At 73.2% G+C, this 17,703-nt stretch carries 14 protein-coding genes; 5 read left to right on the top strand and 9 right to left on the bottom strand.

From position 1 onward, the window contains the following. The first annotated feature begins 57 nt into the window (after positions 1–57). Entirely contained in the window at positions 58–1,158 is a 1,101-nt protein-coding gene (locus H291_RS0119635) for a COG1470 family protein (RefSeq protein WP_020016725.1), read from the top strand. A 483-nt stretch (positions 1,159–1,641) separates the two neighbouring features. Then, complete coding sequence (locus tag H291_RS30855; RefSeq protein WP_157237223.1) at positions 1,642–3,402, top strand: HNH endonuclease; 1,761 nt, start codon at positions 1,642–1,644, stop codon at positions 3,400–3,402. 6 nt (positions 3,403–3,408) lie between these two features. Here H291_RS30855 and H291_RS0119625 read toward each other — a convergent pair whose 3' ends face one another. Next, the gene (locus H291_RS0119625) at positions 3,409–3,681 is read right to left on the bottom strand and encodes a helix-turn-helix domain-containing protein (RefSeq protein ID WP_020016723.1); all 273 of its coding nucleotides are present in this window, start codon (positions 3,679–3,681) and stop codon (positions 3,409–3,411) included. 61 nt (positions 3,682–3,742) lie between these two features. Here H291_RS0119625 and map point away from each other — a divergent pair, with 61 nt between their 5' ends. Beyond that, a complete protein-coding gene (map, locus tag H291_RS0119620; RefSeq protein ID WP_020016722.1) occupies positions 3,743–4,519 on the top strand; it encodes a type I methionyl aminopeptidase in 777 nt (258 codons plus the stop codon). Here the strand turns inward: map and H291_RS0119615 are convergent. Beyond that, the gene (locus H291_RS0119615) at positions 4,503–5,567 is read right to left on the bottom strand and encodes an acetylxylan esterase (protein WP_051109575.1); all 1,065 of its coding nucleotides are present in this window, start codon (positions 5,565–5,567) and stop codon (positions 4,503–4,505) included. The genes map and H291_RS0119615 overlap by 17 nt on opposite strands. An 83-nt stretch (positions 5,568–5,650) precedes the next feature. Between H291_RS0119615 and H291_RS0119610 the strand changes: the two genes are divergently transcribed. After that, complete coding sequence (locus H291_RS0119610) at positions 5,651–6,442, top strand: DeoR/GlpR family DNA-binding transcription regulator (RefSeq protein ID WP_020016720.1); 792 nt, start codon at positions 5,651–5,653, stop codon at positions 6,440–6,442. A 14-nt stretch (positions 6,443–6,456) separates the two neighbouring features. Here H291_RS0119610 and H291_RS0119605 read toward each other — a convergent pair whose 3' ends face one another. From H291_RS0119605 to H291_RS30850, 7 genes are all read right to left on the bottom strand, one after another. Further along, positions 6,457–7,311, bottom strand: coding sequence for a LacI family DNA-binding transcriptional regulator (locus H291_RS0119605; RefSeq protein ID WP_232216116.1), 855 nt, complete (start codon positions 7,309–7,311; stop codon positions 6,457–6,459). 56 nt (positions 7,312–7,367) lie between these two features. After that, positions 7,368–9,650, bottom strand: a complete 2,283-nt coding sequence (locus H291_RS0119600) for an FAD-dependent oxidoreductase (RefSeq protein WP_020016718.1) — start codon at positions 9,648–9,650, stop codon at positions 7,368–7,370. 75 nt (positions 9,651–9,725) lie between these two features. Beyond that, complete coding sequence (locus H291_RS0119595) at positions 9,726–11,564, bottom strand: BNR-4 repeat-containing protein (protein ID WP_020016717.1); 1,839 nt, start codon at positions 11,562–11,564, stop codon at positions 9,726–9,728. After that, positions 11,564–12,880, bottom strand: a complete 1,317-nt coding sequence (locus H291_RS0119590) for a sugar ABC transporter substrate-binding protein (protein ID WP_020016716.1) — start codon at positions 12,878–12,880, stop codon at positions 11,564–11,566. The genes H291_RS0119595 and H291_RS0119590 overlap by 1 nt, the downstream gene beginning before the upstream one ends. 78 nt (positions 12,881–12,958) lie before the next feature. Then, positions 12,959–13,885 (bottom strand): carbohydrate ABC transporter permease, encoded by a 927-nt coding sequence (locus tag H291_RS0119585; protein ID WP_020016715.1) that lies wholly within the window; start codon positions 13,883–13,885, stop codon positions 12,959–12,961. After that, positions 13,882–14,808 carry a carbohydrate ABC transporter permease gene (locus tag H291_RS0119580; RefSeq protein WP_026365929.1) on the bottom strand — a complete coding sequence of 309 codons (927 nt, stop codon included), beginning with the start codon at positions 14,806–14,808 and terminating at the stop codon, positions 13,882–13,884. The genes H291_RS0119585 and H291_RS0119580 overlap by 4 nt, the downstream gene beginning before the upstream one ends. A gap of 214 nt (positions 14,809–15,022) precedes the next feature. Then, a complete protein-coding gene (locus H291_RS30850; RefSeq protein ID WP_020016713.1) occupies positions 15,023–16,318 on the bottom strand; it encodes a cytochrome P450 in 1,296 nt (431 codons plus the stop codon). A 177-nt stretch (positions 16,319–16,495) separates the two neighbouring features. On the opposite strand from H291_RS30850, the gene H291_RS0119570 reads away from it, so the two are divergent. Continuing rightward, positions 16,496–17,695: a sulfotransferase family protein gene (locus H291_RS0119570; protein WP_020016712.1), complete on the top strand. Its 1,200-nt coding sequence runs from the start codon at positions 16,496–16,498 to the stop codon at positions 17,693–17,695. Positions 17,696–17,703: the final 8 nt, after the last annotated feature.

Here is a 17,703-nt window from a genome sequence, read left to right as displayed (position 1 = left end):
GGGTGATCTGTGCGTCTGACACGTCGCCCGAACCGACCGACCCAGGAAGATCCGTGCATGCGCATCCCCACGAAGGTCGCGGCGATCCTCGCCCTCGCCGTCCTCGCGCCGGCTCTCGCGGCGCCTGCTCTGGCCGCGCCGGCTCTCGCCGCGTCCGTTCCTGCCGCGCCCGTTCTCGTCGCGGCCGACGACGGTCGGGTCACCTGGTCCGTAGTACCCGCCGACGCCGCGGGGCCGGACGGGCGCCGCGTCGTCGACCTGGAGCTCGCCCCCGGCGAGCGGGCGACGGAGCACGTGGCGGTGACCAACCACTCGGCGGACGAGGTGACGTTCGCGCTGTCGGCCAACGACGGTTACCTGACCGAGCGCGGCAGCTTCGACATGCGTCCGTCCGCCGTCGAGCCGGTCGACGGCGGCGCGTGGATCACCGTGCCCGACCAGGTCGTGGTGGGTCCGGGGGAGACCGAGGTGGTGCCCGTCGAGGTGGTGGCGCCCGAGGGCGCCCTGCCCGGCGACCACCCGGCCGGTGTCGCGGCGTCGGTGCGCTCCGGCGGGGAGATGCAGGTGGAGTCGCGGGTCGGCGTGCGCATGAACCTGCGGGTCCCGGGGGACGTGGTCGCCGCCCTGGACGCGGAGCTGCTCGGGGTGTCGTTCACGCAGGGGGCTGGCCTGTTCGAGCCCGGGTCCTTCGTGGTGCGGTACGCCGTCGTCAACGACGGGACGGTCGCGCTGGACACCACCGCGCGGGTTCGCGCGGACAGCGGCTTCGGCGGGCCGGACGCCTCCGCGCCGCAGGGGGAGGCGCTGGAGGTGCTGCCCGGCGGACGGCGCGAGGTCAGCGTCGAGGTGCCCGGGGTCTGGCCGCTCGGGCCGTTCGGCGTGGAGGCGGTGGTCGGGGCGGTGGTGGCCGGCGACGGGGCCGGCGGTGGCGGTGGTGAGGGCGGCGGCGAGGGCGGCGGTGTGGCCGCGCCCGCCGACATCGTCCTGACAGACACCGCCTGGGCCCTGCCGCTGCTGCACGCCCTGGTGCTGCTCGTGCTGGTGCTCGCCGGCTGGGCGGTGCGCCGGGCGCTCCGCGCGCGCCGGACGCGGCTGGACCGGCTCATCGAGGGGGCCCGCGCGGAGGGGCGGGCGGAGGTGCTGGCCGGGCGGAGCTGAGGGATCGGCCGGGCGGGGTCTGGTTGCTCGGTGGCTGGTGCCACGGGTTCGGTGCGTCGTGTGGTCGTGGGCCCAGGTGATCGGTAGAAGGTCAGGTGATCGGCAACTCGAGTTGCCGATCACCTGACCTTCTACCGATCACTTGCGCGGCCATCGAGCGCGGCCGTCGAGTCGCAGGGTTCTGTCGTGAGGCGCAGTCGATTCTGCTGATGGCAGATCGGGTCGATTCAACGAGCGGTGCGTACGTGTGTGCTATATGTTGATGGCATGACGCGAACGGGTGAGGTGCCAGGATCGGCGGGCGAGCAGGCCGCTCGATCGGTGCTGCCCGGGAACGGGGCGAGGCGGCCTGCCGGGTCGGTGCTGCCCGGTCGTGCCGGGACGTCCGATGCCGCCGGGATGTCCGGTGCCTCCGGTGCATCCGCGCCCGGCGGGGCCGTCGACGCGGCGGGCGTGCGGGCGGTTCGCGAGGCCCTCGCAGGCATGATCTTGCCCGGTGCCACTGACATCGAGTCCGGAAGTGCTGATGTCTCGCGTGCGGTGCAGGCCGAGTGGGTCGACCTCCTCGGCGAGCTCGAGTCCGTGAAGAACGCCATCACCGCGACCCAGGCCCGGCTGACGGTCGCGTTGGACGAGGCAACACGCGCCGATGAGGCCCGGCAGAGCATCCGGGCCGAGCGGCGTGGGCGGGGTGTCCCCAACCAGGTCAGTGCCGCCCTGCGAGTCAGCCCGCACGCCGGGGCCGGGTTCGTCTCCACGTCCCGGGTCTGGGTCACGCAGATGCCCCACACCTTCGCCGCAATGCAGGCCGGAGTGCTGTCGCAGTGGCGGGCGACCATCCTGGTCCGCGAGACCTCCCACCTGTCCCTGGAACACCGCGCCCTGATCGACGAAGAGATCTGCGGACCCGCACGCCTGGCCGAGCTGGCGAAGATGAGCACCCGGCGGCTCATCGCACGGATCAAGGAACTCGCCGCCCAGCTCGACGTGCACGCGTGCGTGAAGCGCAACGCGAAGGCCGTGACCGAACGTCGCGTGTCCATCCGCCCGGCACCCGATCTCATGGTCTACCTCACCGCCCTGGTCCCGATGGCACAGGGCGTGCAGGCCTACGCCCAGCTCAAGGCAACGGCCGAGACCGCGAAGGCCACGGGTGACGAGCGAGGGGTCGGGCAGATCATGGCCGACACCCTCATCGAACGCGTCACCGCCCGCGAACCGGGCCACGCGAACGATGTCCCGGTGACGATCAATCTCCTGGTCTCGGACGACACCCTCTTCGCGGGCGGTAACCAGCCAGCCGTGGTCGTCGAGGGCGCGCCCTCCGGTGCGGGCGTCGTCCCGGCCCCGGTCGCCCGCAACCTCGCCGCGCACGCGATCGACACCGACACCGCCTGGCTGCGCTCGATCTACGTCAACCCGCACGGTCGCCTCCTGGCCACGACATCTACGTCGCGGTTTCACCCCCAGGGACTCGCAAGCCTGCTGCGAGCCCGGGAACAGGGCATCTGCGCGACCACCTGGTGCGACGCCCCCATCCGACACACCGACCACGTCACCCCGTACGCGGAGGGCGGCCCGACCAGCCTCGACAACGGCCAAGGCCTGTGTGCCAGGTGCAACCACGCGAAGCAAGCACCGGGCTGGTCACAGAAGACCACCGACCTCAACGGCCGGCACGCGGTCGAGACGGTCACCCCGACAGGGCACACGTACGTCTCGGTCGCGCCCACGCCGCCGACACCCGCCAGGACCCTGAACGCGACACCCATGCGTGACACGTCCTCCACCTCCGACGCTCCCTCGCCCCCTGCGGTGACACCGATCGTGGGTGCCAGCGGGCTCGGTGACGCGTCGGTCGGCGGGTCGGCACCGGACGCGGATTTCAAATCGCTCGGTGACGCCCCAGCGACCGCTGCTTCGGAACCGCCCTTTGACCAGGAGCCGGCCGGGAATCGCTCAACGGCGCTTCTCGCGTCGGTGACCGGCGAGCTCAACCACGTTCTGGACGCCACCCCGGCCCGCGACCGTGCCGCGGCTCCGGCCGTCGACATGACCGGCCTTGCGCCCGGCCGTACCCCACGCAGCCGCTACTCGATCGGCTGCCGGGCCACCCCCGGCCACGGCTTGATCGCCTACCGGCCCAGCCCACCACCTCGACAGCCACGCCCGACGTACGGGCCACCTGGTCGAGTCCGCCCCAGGTCACGCCGCCCCGACCTCTCCTGGGCCCACCCCATCTGACGCCAGCTAGGAGACCAGCCGGTCCCGCGCGCCCTCGGGCCGGCTGATCTCCGCCCACACCTCGTCGAGGGACAGGCCCAGCACGCCCGCGATCGCCGCGATCGTCGAGAACGCGGGCGTGGCCACGCGGCCCGACTCGATCTTGCGCAGGGTCTCGGGGGAGACGCGGGCGTCGAGCGCGGTCTCCAGCATCGAGCGGTCCCCGCGGGCGCGGCGCAGAAGGGCGCCGAGGCGCTGTCCGCGCTCGACGTCGGCGGGGGTGAGCGGCAGCCTGACCATGACACCGATTCTAATACCGGTATAACATTGCCGGGATAGTTATTGGTAGAAAGGGCACCCCATGATCGAGATCCTCAACCCCACCGAGCTGGCCCGCGCCAGGGAGACGGGCGCCCTGGTCGGCGGCTTCCTGCGGACGCTGCGCGACCGCGCCACGCCTGGCACCAACCTCCTGGACATCGACCGCTGGACCCGGGACCTGATCGCCGACGCCGGGGCGCAGTCCTGCTACGTCGACTACGCGCCGTCCTTCGGCCGCGGGCCGTTCGGCCACTACATCTGCACCGCGGTGAACGACGCCGTGCTGCACGGCATGCCGCACGACTACACCCTGGCCGACGGCGACCTGCTCACCCTCGACCTCGCCGTGTCCCTGGACGGGATCGCCGCGGACTCCGCGATCAGCTTCGTCGTGGGCGAGCCCGGACCCGAGGCGCAGGAGAGCCGAGCGCTCATCGAGGCGACCGAGCGCGCGCTCGCCGCGGGCATCGCCGCCGCCGGCCCCGGGGCCCGCATCGGCGACCTCTCGCACGCCATCGGCACGGTGCTCGGCGCGGCCGGGTACCCGATCAACACGGAGTTCGGTGGGCACGGCATCGGCTCGACCATGCACCAGGACCCGCACGTCTCGAACACGGGCCGGCCGGGCCGGGGCTACCGGCTGCGCCCGGGCCTGCTGCTGGCGCTCGAACCGTGGGTCATGACCGACACCGACGAGCTCGTCGTCGACGCCGACGGCTGGACCCTGCGCAGCGCCACTGGCTGCCGCACCGCGCACAGCGAGCACACCATCGCCATCACGGACGACGGCGCCGAGATCCTCACCCTCCCGAGGTAGCGGCGGCGGCCGCAGCGACAGAAGCCCCGACGTGAGCCCGCGTCGCCGCGAACGCCGTCGCCAGCTCGCGTGCCATCCCCGGGTACTGCGCGTGCCCGGCGGAGTGCACCGCGAGCTCCAGGCTCGCCCCCGTGCCCGCCGACGACGCCCGCCGCACCCCGGCCGCGACCGCGAACTGGCCCGGCGGCGGCACGTGCACGTCCCAGGCCGCGCACTCGACGCGGGTCGGGACGCGCAGGTACCCCGCCGCCACCGACGCGTCGTGGAACGCGAGCACCGCGCGGGCCTCGGGGTGCTCGGCCACGTGGTGGCGCACCGCCTCGCCGCTCCCGGTGCACGGCATCCGCAGGCGCAGGTCGTGCTGCCCGAACGTCGGCACCTCCAGGGTGGCGCCGACGAACCGGTCGTCCCACGGCACGGCCAGCGCGCCGATGCCGCCGCCGAAGCTCGTGCCCACGAAGTACAGCGGCAGGCTCCCGAGGGCGGCGTCGCGCAGGGTCAGCACGTCCAGCAGGGCCGACGCCGCGTGCCACAGGTCCACGGCGCTGCGCCCGACGGTGTACGTCTCGACCGACCCGAACCCGTGCAGCACGTGCCGCGCGCTCGTGTCCGGGGCGCCCACGCCCGCGTTGAGCGTGCCGAGCCCTCGCGCCACGGGGAAGACGACGGCGGCGTCGCGCGGCACCCGCTCGAAGCTCGGCGCGTCCCGGCCGCCGTACCCGTGGCTGTGCACCACGCCCACCCGCGGCTCGACGCCGACCGGCAGCGCCACCCAGGCGCGCAGCCTGAGGCCGCCGTCGGCCGTGAACGTGACGACCGAGACGTCGTGCGCGCCCTGGCGCACGGCGGGCCCGGCCACCACGTCGGGCGCGACGTCGCGCGCCGCCGCGTACCAGGACCGCCACAGGTCGGCGAAGCCGTCCGGCTCGGCGGCCGGCTCGACGCCGAGCAGGGCGTCCCGGTCGTACCCGTAGGTGCCGTCGATCAGGCTGCCGGGGAACCACCGGTCGTACGGGCTCGGCAGGCCGGCGGGTGCGGTCACGGTCACGCGGAACTCCTCGGGCAGGGCGCGGTTCGACGGCGCGGCGCGCGGCTCGTGGCACACTGAGCCGGTCGTCGAAAGGGGTAGGTGTGCTGGTCGCCGAGCGCAGGGCGCGGATCGTCGAGGAGGTCGCCCGGCGCGGCGCCGCGAGCATCGCGGAGCTCGCCGACGAGCTCGGGGTGAGCGCCATGACGGTGCGCCGCGACATCGACGTGCTCGCCGACCACGGCAAGCTCGACAAGGTGCGCGGCGGCGCCACGGCGCGGCAGAGCGAGACGACGCGGCACGACCGCACCTTCGTGACGCGCATGCACCACCAGGTCGAGCAGAAGCGCGCGATCGCGCGGCACGCCGCGGCCTGGGTCGAGCCCGGCATGGCGGTGGGCCTGTCCGGCGGCACGACGGCGTGGGTGCTGGCCCAGGAGCTGCGGGACGTCCCGGAGCTCACCGTGGTGACCAACTCCCTCCCTGTTGCCGAGGTGTTCCGCCGCCCCGACCGCTCCGACGAGCCGTACACCCAGTCCGTGGTGCTGACCGGCGGCGTGCGGACGCCGTCCGACTCCCTGGTGGGTCCCGTCGCGGTGCGCTCGCTGGAGCACCTGCACCTCGACATCGCGTTCCTCGGCGCCCACGGCATCGACCTCCAGGCCGGCCTGACCACGCCCAACCTCCTGGAGGCCGAGACCGACCGGGCCCTGCTCGCCGCCGGCGGCCAGGCGGTCGTGCTCGCCGACCACTCCAAGTGGGGCGTCGTCGGGCTGACCACCGTCGTCGACCTGCGCGACGTGGAGCGGCTCGTGGTCGACGACGGCCTGGACGCGGCGGCCCGCGCGACCCTGGCGGACCAGGTCGGCGAGCTCGTCGTCGTGCCGGAGGACTGACCGAAGGGCCGGACTCACCGGGCCGTGCTGGCCCGGGGCACCACGCGCGCCCCGACCACCACGTGCTCCACGGGCAGGTTGCCGCCGGGCGGGGTGGCGATCTGCCGCTCGAGCTCGCTCAGCGCGCGCTCGACCAGCGCCTCCTTGTCCGGGGCGACCGAGGTCAGGGCGGGCACCGTGAAGCGCGCGCCGCGCACGTCGTCGATGCCCACCACGGCCACGTCGTCGGGCACCCGCCGCCCGCCGGCCTCCAGCGCGACCAGCGCGCCGAACGCCACGGAGTCGTTCGCGCAGACCAGGCCGTCGAACGCGACCCCGCGCCGCACCAGGTCCGCGACCGCGCGCAGGCCCTCGTCGGGCGTGAACGCGTCGACCTGCGCCACCAGGTCCGGGTCCTGCGCCAGGCCCAGGGCCGCCACGGCGTCCCGGTAGCCGGTGTACCGGCGGTCGGCGGCGTCGGACGGGCGCGCGTCCCGGGTGCCGACGTACGCCACGCGGGCGCAGCCGACCTGGGCCAGGTGCTCCGCCGCGGCGTACGACGCGGCCCGGTTGTCGATGGTGACGTGCGTGAACGGGCTGACCAGGATGTGCTCGCCCAGCAGCACGAGCGGCCCCGGCGTGGCGCGCCGGGTGAGGTCGGCCACCGACAGCGCGCGCGGGATGTGGATCAGCCCGTCCGTCGGGGGCAGGCCGATGCCGTTGGCGACGTTCACCTCGCGCTCGTGGTCGCCGGCGGTCTGCTGGATGAGTACCGACAGGCCGCGCTGGTCCGCGCGCCGCACCAGCAGCGCCGTCAGCTCGGCGAAGTACGGCTCCTCCAGGTCCGGCACGGCGAGCGCCACGATCCCGGTGCGCTCTTTCCTGTGCACGACCGACAGCGTAGTGGTGCCCGCCCGGCGGCGGGGGACCGGCGACACGACGGGCATCATCGCTCCTGGACCCGGAACGCGACCACGCGGGCCTGCTCGGCGCCGTTGGTGGCGGCCACCACGAGACGCGCGGAGCGGACGGCGCCGACGTCGTCCGGCAGGGGGTGCACGCGCAGCCGCTGCCGGTTGTCGGTGACGGCGGCGACGGTGACCCACTCCTGCCCGCCGGCGGGCAGCACCTCGACGCGGTAGTCCTTGACCAGCGTGGGCAGCACCTCGTGCGGGGTGCGGTGGTGGTGCAGCGTGTTCAGCTCGACGTCGAGGTCGTCGTCGAGCACGACCCGCACCTCGCCCGGGGTGACGGGCTCGTCCCAGTCGAGGCGCAGCCACTCGTCGCGGCCTGCGGTCAGGGGTTCCGAGGCCCACATGTTCGGCCCGCCGTGGTTGCGGTGGTACCCGCCGGTGGCGCGCTCGGGCGCCAGGGCGCGGGTCTCCGGGGCGGTCCGGAAGACGACCGACCGGCCGCGCAGCGGCTTGGTGGGCCACTGCACGAGCAGCTCGTCGGTGCTGATCTGCACGTTCTGGTCGTCGCTGTCGACGCGGTGCACCAGGGTGAGCACCCCGGGCGGGAGGGCGGTGGTGGTGTGCACGGCCAGGTCGGGGTTGGCGCGCAGCACCACCACGGCGTTCTGCGGCACCTCCGGGGCGAAGGGCACGTGGGCCGTGACCCAGCGGTGGTCGCCGGCGGGGACGACGACGTCGGTGGCCGCCTCCAGGTGGGCGGGCACCACGTTCTGCCTCTTGCCGGTGGAGTACACCTCGACGCGCAGCGTCGTGTCGCTGCGGGCGGAGACCAGCAGGTCCACGCTGTCGAGCCGCGGGTCCACGGGCAGCGCGATGCCGAGGTCGACGTCGAGGTCGTGCACGTCGAAGTCGTCGTAGGGGTCGCCGGTCGCGGCGGCCACGGGGGCCGCGACGGTCGTCGCGGTGCTGGACGCGGTGACGCGGGCCCGGCGGGCCAGGTCGCGCTCGTCGGCGTTCGCGACGCCGACCAGGGGAGCGTCCCAGGCGAGCAGCGTCTGGCGCAGCTCGTCCAGGTGGTCGGTGTACACGCCGCGCGGCGTGGTGCCGTGCTCGACGCACAGGGCCGCCGCGGTGCCCGCGGCCTGGCCCATGGCGCCGCAGGTGGCCATGACGCGCGCCGCGCCGAACGCGATGTGCGTGGCCGACACGTCGCGGCCCGCGAACAGCATGTTCTCCACGTTCACGGAGTACAGGGACCGGTAGGGGATCTCGAAGACGCCGTCGGAGAAGCGCTGCAGCGCCCCGGCCCCGGTGGCGTACATGCCCTGCGCGGGGTGCAGGTCGATGGACCAGCCGCCGAACGCGACGCCGTCGGCGAACTCGGTCTGGCCCACGATGTCGCCCTGGTGCAGCGTGTAGTCGCCGATGAACCGGCGGTACTCGCGCTTGCCGGGCACGTTGCCGATCCACTCCAGGGTCAGGTTGTCGGCGTCGAACTTCCCGGAGTTCTTGATGTGGTCCCAGATGCCGAGGATGACGCCGCGCAGCTCGTCGCGGATCCGCTCGTTGTCGTCGACCGTGTCGAGCTCGCCGCCCCACTCGATCCACCAGTAGTGCGCCCCGGAGTCGCCGCTGCGGATGATGCGGTGCTCGGGGATGGGCGTGCCCGAGATGTCGATGGCGCTCTCTGGCGCCACGTACTTCACCGGGTGCCCCAGGTCCTTGGTGTAGAACAGCAGCGTCGAGCCCAGGAACTCGCGCACCGCCTCCGGCGGCGCCCACTCCTCGCCGAACTCGGCGTGGCTCTCCTTGCCGAGCCGGTACCGCGCCCCGGCGAGGTGGCCCACGAGCCCGTCGCCGGTGCAGTCCAGGAAGACCGGCGCCGTGAACGTCGTCAGGATCTCCGACGCCATGGTCCAGCCGGTCACCGACTCGATGCGCCGGGCGTCGTCCGGCCCCGTGGCGCGCACCTCGCGGACGTCGGTGTTGAGGAACAGCCGGATGTTCTTCTCGCGCCGCACGGTGTCCAGCACCACGTCGTCCCAGTAGACCGGGTTCCCCTCGGGGTTGCGGTACTGGTTCTCCACGTACATCTCGCCGATGATCCCGGTCTCCCGGGCCCATCGCTGGTTGCCGTGCGCGGTCGCCCCGCACACCCACACCCGCACCTCGGACGACGAGTTGCCGCCGAGCACCGGCCGGTTGTTGATCAGCACGACCTGCCGGCCCATCCGGGCGGCCGCGACGGCGGCACAGACGCCGGCGAGGCCCCCTCCGACGACGACGATGTCGGCTTCTACCGTCTGGGTGCGCATGTTCTCCTTGTTTCCTTGGTGCTGGTCAAGAGTGCTGGTGGGGGTGCGGGGCGGGCGTGCGGGGGTGGAGCGGGACTAGCCGTCGACGGCGAGGGCCTCGACCTCGTAGACCCGCGCGACGTCGGTGGCCGACGCCGACGGGTCGGTGACCAGCAGCCGCACCTGGTCGGCCGTGGCGGCGGGGAACGTGAGGGTGACCGTGCCCTGCGTGTTGCCGCTGACCTGGCCCACGGGCACCCAGCCGGCGGCCGTGTGCAGCTCGACCGAGAAGTCCCGCAGCACGTCGGCCGTGCCGGTGGCCTTGCTGTAGCCGCTGCGCACGCGGACCGTGTCGACGGCGGTGGGCGTGCCCCAGTCGGCGGTGAGTACCGGCTGGGTGTCGTCCAGCGCGGAGATCCAGCGGCTGGCGTCCGTGCAGGAGCCGTCCACCGCGAGCTCGCCGCCGGTGTCGGCACGCAGCGTCGAGGACACGGTCACGTCCGCGCCCCGGGCGACGTTGGTCCGGGTGGCCTCGCCGCGCAGGTCCGCCACGAGCTGGGCCGCGGTGGTGCCGGCCGGTGTACCGCCCGTGCGGGGGAGCGTGGCGTGGAAGAGCTGCCCGGCGCTCGGCACCGTGACGTAGAGCTGGTCCGTGCCGGTCGGCGCCGTCACGGCGCTCAGCCGCTGGGCGCCCGTTCTCGGTTCGCCCACGGTGCCGAACCGCCACGTGCTCTCGCCGCGCACCCGCTCGGCCCGCACGACGGCGCTCTGCTGGCCCGTCACGCAGGAGGTGGTCTCCACCACCGCGTACACCCGCGTGGTGGCGCCCGCCGACGTCGTCTCGATGGCCGCCGACGTCTCGACGCCCGGGCCGAGCCCGGCCAGGTCGAGCACGGTCTCCCGCTGCCAGGCGGCGCCGTCCCAACGGGCGTACCGGACGTCGTAGCCGTCGAACGCCGTGACGCCCTCGGTGCGGAACCGGTAGGCGATGCCGTCCAGCGTGTCGCCGTGCACGGCGAGCTTCGCGGTCTGCAGGGCAGGCCAGTACGAGCCGATCTCCTCGCCCGCGGTGTACGGCTGGTAGATCACGGCCCCCGGCGTCGTCGGCGTGATCGGCGTGGCCAGCGCGTCGCCCGCGGCGTCCCGGAACGAGCCGTCGGCCGGGTCGTACACGGCGTACGAGCCCAGGTGCCGCGACGGGTCGGCGGGCCAGGGGCCCCACTCCCACAGCACGTGCACGCGGCCGTCCGTGCCCACCTTCAGGTCGTCGGGGTAGAACGAGTGGCCCACCGCGTCGGCGACGACGGCGACCCGCGACCACGTGCCGGCCGCGGTGTCGAAGCGGTACAGGTTGCCCGTCCGCGCCTGCCGCTGGTCCGCGCCGGCGCGGACCATGACGTAGACGTCGCCGTCCGCGCCACGGGCGGTCACGGGGTAGGTGATGGCGAGGTCCTGGTCCGGCATCTGCGCCGAGACGTCCACCAGCGAGGTGACGTCGCCCGGCGTCGTGGTGCGGAAGTAGTTCCACTGCTCGTGGTGCATGGAGACGAACGCGTGCACGTGCCCGTCGCCGTCCACCACGATCGAGGGCTGGTTGTGGCCGTTGTCGTCCGCGAAGGTGACGCAGGCGCCGTCGGCCGCCCGCAGGCAGCCGTCGGTCCAGTCGCCGTCAGCGCCGCGCGCGGCCACGTGCACCTCGTGCGTCGCGGCCGTCGGACCGGGCGCGTTGTAGGCGACGTAGGTGACGCCGTCCACCACGTCGAGCGGCTTCCACCAGCCCGCCTGGTTGGACGAGTCGACGGTGAAGGGGAGCTGGTCGACCTGCGCCGCGTGCCGGGGCGCGGCGGCGGCCGCGGGCAGTGCGGCGCCGATGGTCACGGCCGCGGCGAGGGCGGCCGTGACGGCGCGGGGGCCGGGGTTGTTGAGCCCGCGCATCAGTCGACCAGCTTCTGCGCGGCCGCGCCGGCCTTCTCCATGGCGGCCTTCGGCTCGGCGCTGCCCACCAGCACCGCCTGGACCTGCTCGGCGATGACGGTCTCGATCTGGGCGTACTGCGGGTAGACCCAGAACGGGTTGGTCGTGGCCGTGGCGGTGATCCGCTCGGCGAACTGCGCGCCGAACGCGTCGTCCGCCACCTCCGGCAGGGCCAGCGCCGACTCCGTGGCCGGCGGCAGGCCGCGCGCCGCGAAGTACTGCTTGGCGACCTCGACGTCCGACGTCATCCACCTCGCGAAGTCGGCGGCGGTCTCCGCGCCCTCTCCCTGGACGACGGCGAGGGCGCCGCCCCAGACCAGGGCGCGCGGGGTGTCGCCGGCCGCGAGCACGGGGCGGGACCAGGCCGTGAGCTTGTCCGCCAGCTTCTTGTCGGGCGACTCGGAGACGACGGCGTCCCGGCCGACGATCGCGTCGTCGTAGATCGCGGCGCGGCCCTGGGCGAACAGCGACCGCGCGTCGAACCGGTCGACGTCGGCCGCGATGAGGCCCTGGTCGTAGAGCGACTTGTACCAGGTGACGGCCTCCACGCTGGCGTCGTCGCCGATGGTGACCTTGCCGCCGTCCAGCAGCGGGCTGCCGAACGTCTCCATCCAGATCAGCACGTCCTTGAGCTGCGCCGCCTTGGTGGACGCCGCGTAGGGCACGACGCCGCCGCCCAGCTTCTTGAGGTCCTTGAGCGCGGCCTCGAACTCGTCGACCGTCGCGGGAGCGTCGCCGATCCCGGCCTGCTCGAGCAGGCCGGAGTTGGCGATGAGGCCGATCGCGCCGATGTTCCACGGCAGCCCGTACTGCACGCCGTCGAACTGCGACGCCGTGAGCCCCGCCTGCGTGTAGTCGGCGCCCTGGGCGAGCGGGCCGAGGTCCTGCAGCTTGCCGAGCGCGGCCAGCGAGCCGAGCCACGCGACGTCCACGTGCACGGCGCCGGTGACCTGGCCGCCCTTGACCTGGAGCGTGAGCTGGCTGATGTACTCGTTGTACGGGTAGGAGACCTCGCGGACCTCGACGTCGTTGGCGTCCGCGTACTGGCCGAGCAGCTCGCGGATCGCCGGGGCGGCCGTCTCCTCGGTCAGCGACCAGGACGCGAAGCTGAAGTCCGTCTTGGCCCCGGCGGCCGCGGTGCCCGCGGCCTGCGGCGCGGCGGGGCCGGCCTCGGGCACGCAGGCGGCCAGGGTGAGCGTGCCCGCGCCGAGGCCGATCAGCTGCAGCAGGCGACGGCGGGACAGGGCGGTGGTGTCGAGGGCGGGGTAGGCAGGCATGGGAATCCTCCACGATGAGGGTCGGGCGTACGGAGACTGCGGGGCAGCGGCGGGGACGGCGGTGGCCGCCCCGCGCCGTCAGCCCTTGACGGCGCCGGCGGTGAGGCCGCCGACCAGGTACTTCTGCAGGGCGATGAAGGCGATGGCCACGGGCAGCGAGACCACCAGCGACGCGGCCATGAGCTCGGGCCAGGCGGTGGACGCCTCGCCCACGAACGTGTTCACGAGGCCCGGCGGCAGGGTCTGCTTCTCGGGGCCGGCGAGCGTGAGGGCGAAGATGAAGTCGTTCCATCCGCGCACGAAGGCGAACAGCCCGGCGGCGATGAGGCCCGGGGCCGACAGCGGCAGCACGATCGCGTGGATGATCCGCAGCCGCGAGGCGCCGTCCACCCGGGCCGCCTCGATGAGCTCGTCGGGGATCGTGTCGAAGAACCCCTTGAGCATCCACACGCACAGCGGCAGCGTGAACGTGGTGAAGCTCAGCACCAGCGCGGTGTAGGTGTTCAGGAGGCCGTACGCGCTGAACAGGGAGTAGAGCGTCACCAGCAGCAGCGCCTGCGGGAACATCTGCGAGGCCAGCACGAAGTACATGAGCGACCGGCGCCCGCGGTAGCGGAACTTGGAGAACGAGTAGCCCATGTACGCCGAGACCAGCACGGACAGCACGGCGGTGAGCACCGAGACCAGCAGGCTGTTGCGCAGGTAGACGAACAGCTGCTCGTTGCCGGCCAGCGCGGCGAACGCGTCGAGCGTGGGCGCCGCGGGGAACAGCCGGGGCGGGTAGGCGAAGACCTGCTCGCGCGGGGTCAGCGCGGTGGCGAGCAGCCAGTAGACCGGCAGCAGGGCGAACCCGCCGCAGACCACCACGGCGGCCCAGGCGGCGATGCGCACCCCGCGGCGCTCGGAGCGCAGGGCGCCGCGGCGCGCCTTGCGGACCGGGGCGGGGGAGTCCGGCGTGGCCTGCGGACGGGGGACGGGCGTGCGGGTCGGCGTCAGTGCGCTCACTTGCCCTCTCCCTTCTCGGAGAAGCGGATGTACACGACGACGAGGCCCATCAGCAGGACCATCCAGAGCAGGCCGAGCGCGCCGGCGTGCCCGAGGTCGAACCCGTGGAAGGCGGTCTCGTAGACGGCGGTCGCGAACGTCTGCGTGGCGCCGGCCGGGCCGCCCCCGGTGAGGACGTAGATGATGTCGAAGTGCTGGAAGTTCCAGATGAGCTCCAGCAGCAGCACCAGGCCGACGATGCCCTTGACCTGGGGCAGCGTGATCGAGAAGAAGCGGCGGACCGTGCCGGCGCCGTCCATCTCCGCGGCCTCGTGCAGCTCGCGGGGCACCGTCTGCAGGCCGGCCAGGAGCATGACCATCATCCAGGGGAAGGACTGCCAGGTCTTGGCCACCACGACCGCCGTCATGGCGGTGCCGGGCTGGGCGAGCCAGGCCACGGGCCCGTCGATCAGGCCGAGCGTCTCCAGGAGCGCGTTCAGCACGCCGTAGTTGGCGTTGAAGATCCACATCCACAGGAACGAGACGACGACGCCGGGCACGAGCCAGGGGATGAGCATGAGGCCGCGCAGCACCTTGGCGCCGCGGATCCGGGTGTTCAGGGCGAGGGCCAGGGCGAAGCCGATGACGAACGGGAAGATCGTCGTGCCGACCGTGAAGACCAGGGTCTGCCACAGCAGGCGCGGGAAGTCGACGGTCAGGACGTCGACGATGTTCGCCAGGCCGACGAACGTGCGGCCCGGGACGACCAGGCTCTGCTCGAAGAACGCCGTCACCAGCGCCGCGACGAGCGGGTAGAGCACGACGCCGAGCAGCAGGGCGCCGCCGGGCAGGAGCAGGAGCAGGGCGAACTGACCGTCGGTGAGCCGCCGTGGTGGCGAGTGTGAATTAGTGTGCTGAAGAGTTTCAACTTGTGAAGCGGACATCGCTGATGTTCCTCGTCGTCGAGGGCGGGCGGCTGGTGCGACGGCAACAATGGCCGATGCTGTGCGGTTCTGTCAATCAGCCGCCCAGAATGTGTCATGCGCCGGGCGCACAGATGTAACAGAACATCACACAACGGATCAGAAGATGAGCACAAAGAAGAGGCCCGCCGCACCGACCGGGGTCGGGTGCGACGGGCTGACCTGCGGGTCCGCGCTAGTGCGCCGGCGGCGCCGTCGTCGGGAACAGGGGCCGGGGCGGCGCCTGTTCGCGCGGGGAGGGGAAGGTGACCGGCAGCCGGGCCGGGAACCGCATCCACGGGCTGGTGGCCCACTCGACCTTGTCCGGGTCGCCGTCGAGCGTGACCTGCAGGCGCTGCAGCAGCTCGGCCACCGCGATCCGCGAGACCACACGGCCCAGCCGCGGCGCGGGGCAGCGGTGGGCGCCGGCGCCGAACGACAGGTAGGCGCGGTTGCCGACGGTGTCCCACGGGTCGTCGGACTGGACCAGCGGGTCGTGGTTGGCGGCGTGCACGGCCACGACCACCGGGTCGCCGCGCCGGATCAGCTTCCCGTCGATCTCCACGTCGCGCACCGCGAACCGCGGCATGAGGTTCGGGTTGGTCGTCGAGCGCCACAGCACCTCGTCGAGCGCGTCGTCGATGTGCAGGCGGCCGCCCGAGATGCGGTGCGAGAACCGGGGGTCGCTCAGCACCAGCACGAGGGTCTGGGCGATCCACGCCATGAGCGCCTCGGTCGCGGCGGCGGTGATCGCCGTCAGCGTCTGGGCACGTTCCAGGTCGTGCTCGAAGTTGGCGTGCACCGAGAGCACCCCGGCGATGTCCCGGGTGCCGCGCTCGCGGCTGTACGCGATGTGCCCCGTGACGATCTCCCGGAGCTCGTCGGTCAGGGCGCGGGCGTCCGCGCCGGCCTCGAAGATCGCCCGGGTGATCTCCTGGAGGCGCTGCGCCTGCGTGGGCTCCAGGCCGTCCAGCTCGGACAGCACCAGGAACGGGACCACCGCGGCGTACTCGGCGACCAGGTCGGCCCGGCCCCGGTCCTCGAAGCGGTCGATGAGCATGCCGCACAGCCGTCGGGTGATGGCGCCGGCGCGGGTCTCGTCGATCTGCTCCAGCGCGTCGTCGACCGGCGGGCGCAGGCGGGCGTGCTTGGGGCCGTCGGCGTCGGCCAGGGTGGGCTTGGGGGTCTTGGCCAGCACCAGGTGCAGGGTCGAGGTGGGACCGAGCAGGCCCGCGCCGTGCCCGTTCCAGATCGAGGGGTCCTTGATGAACGTGCGGTCGTCGCGCAGCATGCCCACGGCCGCGGAGTGCCCCAGCACCAGCCAGGCGGGGACGCCCGGCTCCAGGTCGACCGGGGCGATCGAGCCCCACCGCGTCCGCAACCGCTCGTACACCGCGTTCGCGTCGGCGGCCGACGTGGTCTCCGCCAGCAGCGTGCGTGCGGTCGTGTCGCCCAGCTGCAGTGCTGGGCCCGACGGCGGTGATGCGGTCACTTTTCCCCTCTCGTGGGCGGCCTGGTCCGGGTCGTGCGTGACACCCGGCATAGGCCCTCGCTCGGGATGCTAACCGCGAGCGGACCGGCATCGCCAGTAGCAATGCCGCAGGTCACGATCAGGTCCGCCGCCCCGGGTCGCTTGTCGCCGCCGGGCCGGATGGGCAGGATGTGCCCTATGCCCCAGGCCACCCCGCTGCTTCGACTTCTCAACGTGCTGCTCGCCCCCGGGCTGCGCACCCGCAAGGACCCGGACGCCGTCTTCGAGCGCCTGCTCGCCGACGCCCAGAGCGGCCGCGTCGCGCTCGGCGACGACGAGCTCGCGGCGCTGGACGGGCTGCGCCTGCTCCTGGCCGACCACGCCGCCAACCCCGACCTGAGCGGCATGGGCTGGTCGAGCACGCAGAGCCAGATCCGGACCCGGCTGACCAACCGCGCCATCGTCCGCGACGTCCAGGCGAGCCGCCCCGACGTGCGGGACGAGCCGGTGACGGCGCCGGTGTTCGTCGTCGGGCTGCCGCGGACCGGCACGACGCTCACGTACAACCTGATCGCCCGGCACCCCGGCAACCGCGGCCCCAAGCTGTGGGAGATGGACAACCTGGGCCTGCCGCGCCCGCAGGCGGAGCGCGAGAAGCTGATCGCCGAGGCCCGCAAGCGGTACGCGACGGTGGCCAAGCTCAGCCCCGTGTGGGGGCACCTGCACCCGCTGGTCGCCGACAGCGAGGAGGAGGACTTCATGCTGCGCGCCCACACGGAGATGTACGCGACGTGGGGTCCCGCGCCGCGCTACCTCGACTGGGTGGCGAACGCGGACCTCACCGAGGACTACCGGTTCCTGCGCAGCGCGCTGCAGATCATGGCCGCGGGCGAGGCCCCGGAGCGCTGGGTGCTCAAGCACCCGATGGACCTGTGGCGCATGCCGGAGATCCTGGCGGCGTTCCCCGGGGCGCGCTTCGTCTGGACGCACCGTGCGCCGGGCGCCACGGTCGCGTCCGGCTGCTCCATGGCCGAGGCGACGCAGGTCATGTACATCAAGCCCGGCCGCATCGACCTGGAGCGCATCGGCCAGGAGTGGCTGGACATCTCGGCCCGCGGCGTGGAGCGCGCCGTCGCCCTGCGCGAGCAGCTGCCCGACGACGCCGTGATCGACGTCGTCTACGACGACCTCATGAAGGACCCCGAGACGGTGGTGCACGGCCTGTTCGAGAACCTGGGTCTGGACTGGGGCGCGACGGACGACGCGAACCTGGCCGCGGCCCTGGACCGCAGCGGCCACCGCGCGCACGCGTACACGCTGGAGCGCTACGGCCTGGACGACGCCAAGGTGGCCGAGGCGTTCTCGGCGTACAAGATCCCGGACTCGGTCCTGAGCTGAGCGGTCGC

It is taken from the genome of Promicromonospora sukumoe 327MFSha3.1, from assembly GCF_000385135.1.
In the GTDB taxonomy this organism is placed as follows: domain Bacteria; phylum Actinomycetota; class Actinomycetes; order Actinomycetales; family Cellulomonadaceae; genus Promicromonospora; species Promicromonospora sukumoe_B.
Note: the sequence above shows the minus strand (reverse complement) of the source record. Positions and strands in the feature narration are given on the sequence as shown.

Excerpts from the sequence above, each read along its gene's own strand:
- H291_RS0119600 (WP_020016718.1), bottom strand. The coding sequence starts at position 9,650 with ATGCGCACCCAGACGGTAGAAGCCGACATCGTCGTCGTCGGAGGGGGC.
- H291_RS30855 (WP_157237223.1), top strand. The coding sequence starts at position 1,642 with ATGATCTTGCCCGGTGCCACTGACATCGAGTCCGGAAGTGCTGATGTC.
- H291_RS0119570 (WP_020016712.1), top strand. The coding sequence starts at position 16,496 with ATGCCCCAGGCCACCCCGCTGCTTCGACTTCTCAACGTGCTGCTCGCC.
- map (WP_020016722.1), top strand. The coding sequence starts at position 3,743 with ATGATCGAGATCCTCAACCCCACCGAGCTGGCCCGCGCCAGGGAGACG.
- H291_RS0119625 (WP_020016723.1), bottom strand. The coding sequence starts at position 3,681 with ATGGTCAGGCTGCCGCTCACCCCCGCCGACGTCGAGCGCGGACAGCGC.
- H291_RS0119595 (WP_020016717.1), bottom strand. The coding sequence starts at position 11,564 with ATGCGCGGGCTCAACAACCCCGGCCCCCGCGCCGTCACGGCCGCCCTC.
- H291_RS0119590 (WP_020016716.1), bottom strand. The coding sequence starts at position 12,880 with ATGCCTGCCTACCCCGCCCTCGACACCACCGCCCTGTCCCGCCGTCGC.
- H291_RS0119635 (WP_020016725.1), top strand. The coding sequence starts at position 58 with ATGCGCATCCCCACGAAGGTCGCGGCGATCCTCGCCCTCGCCGTCCTC.
- H291_RS0119580 (WP_026365929.1), bottom strand. The coding sequence starts at position 14,808 with ATGTCCGCTTCACAAGTTGAAACTCTTCAGCACACTAATTCACACTCG.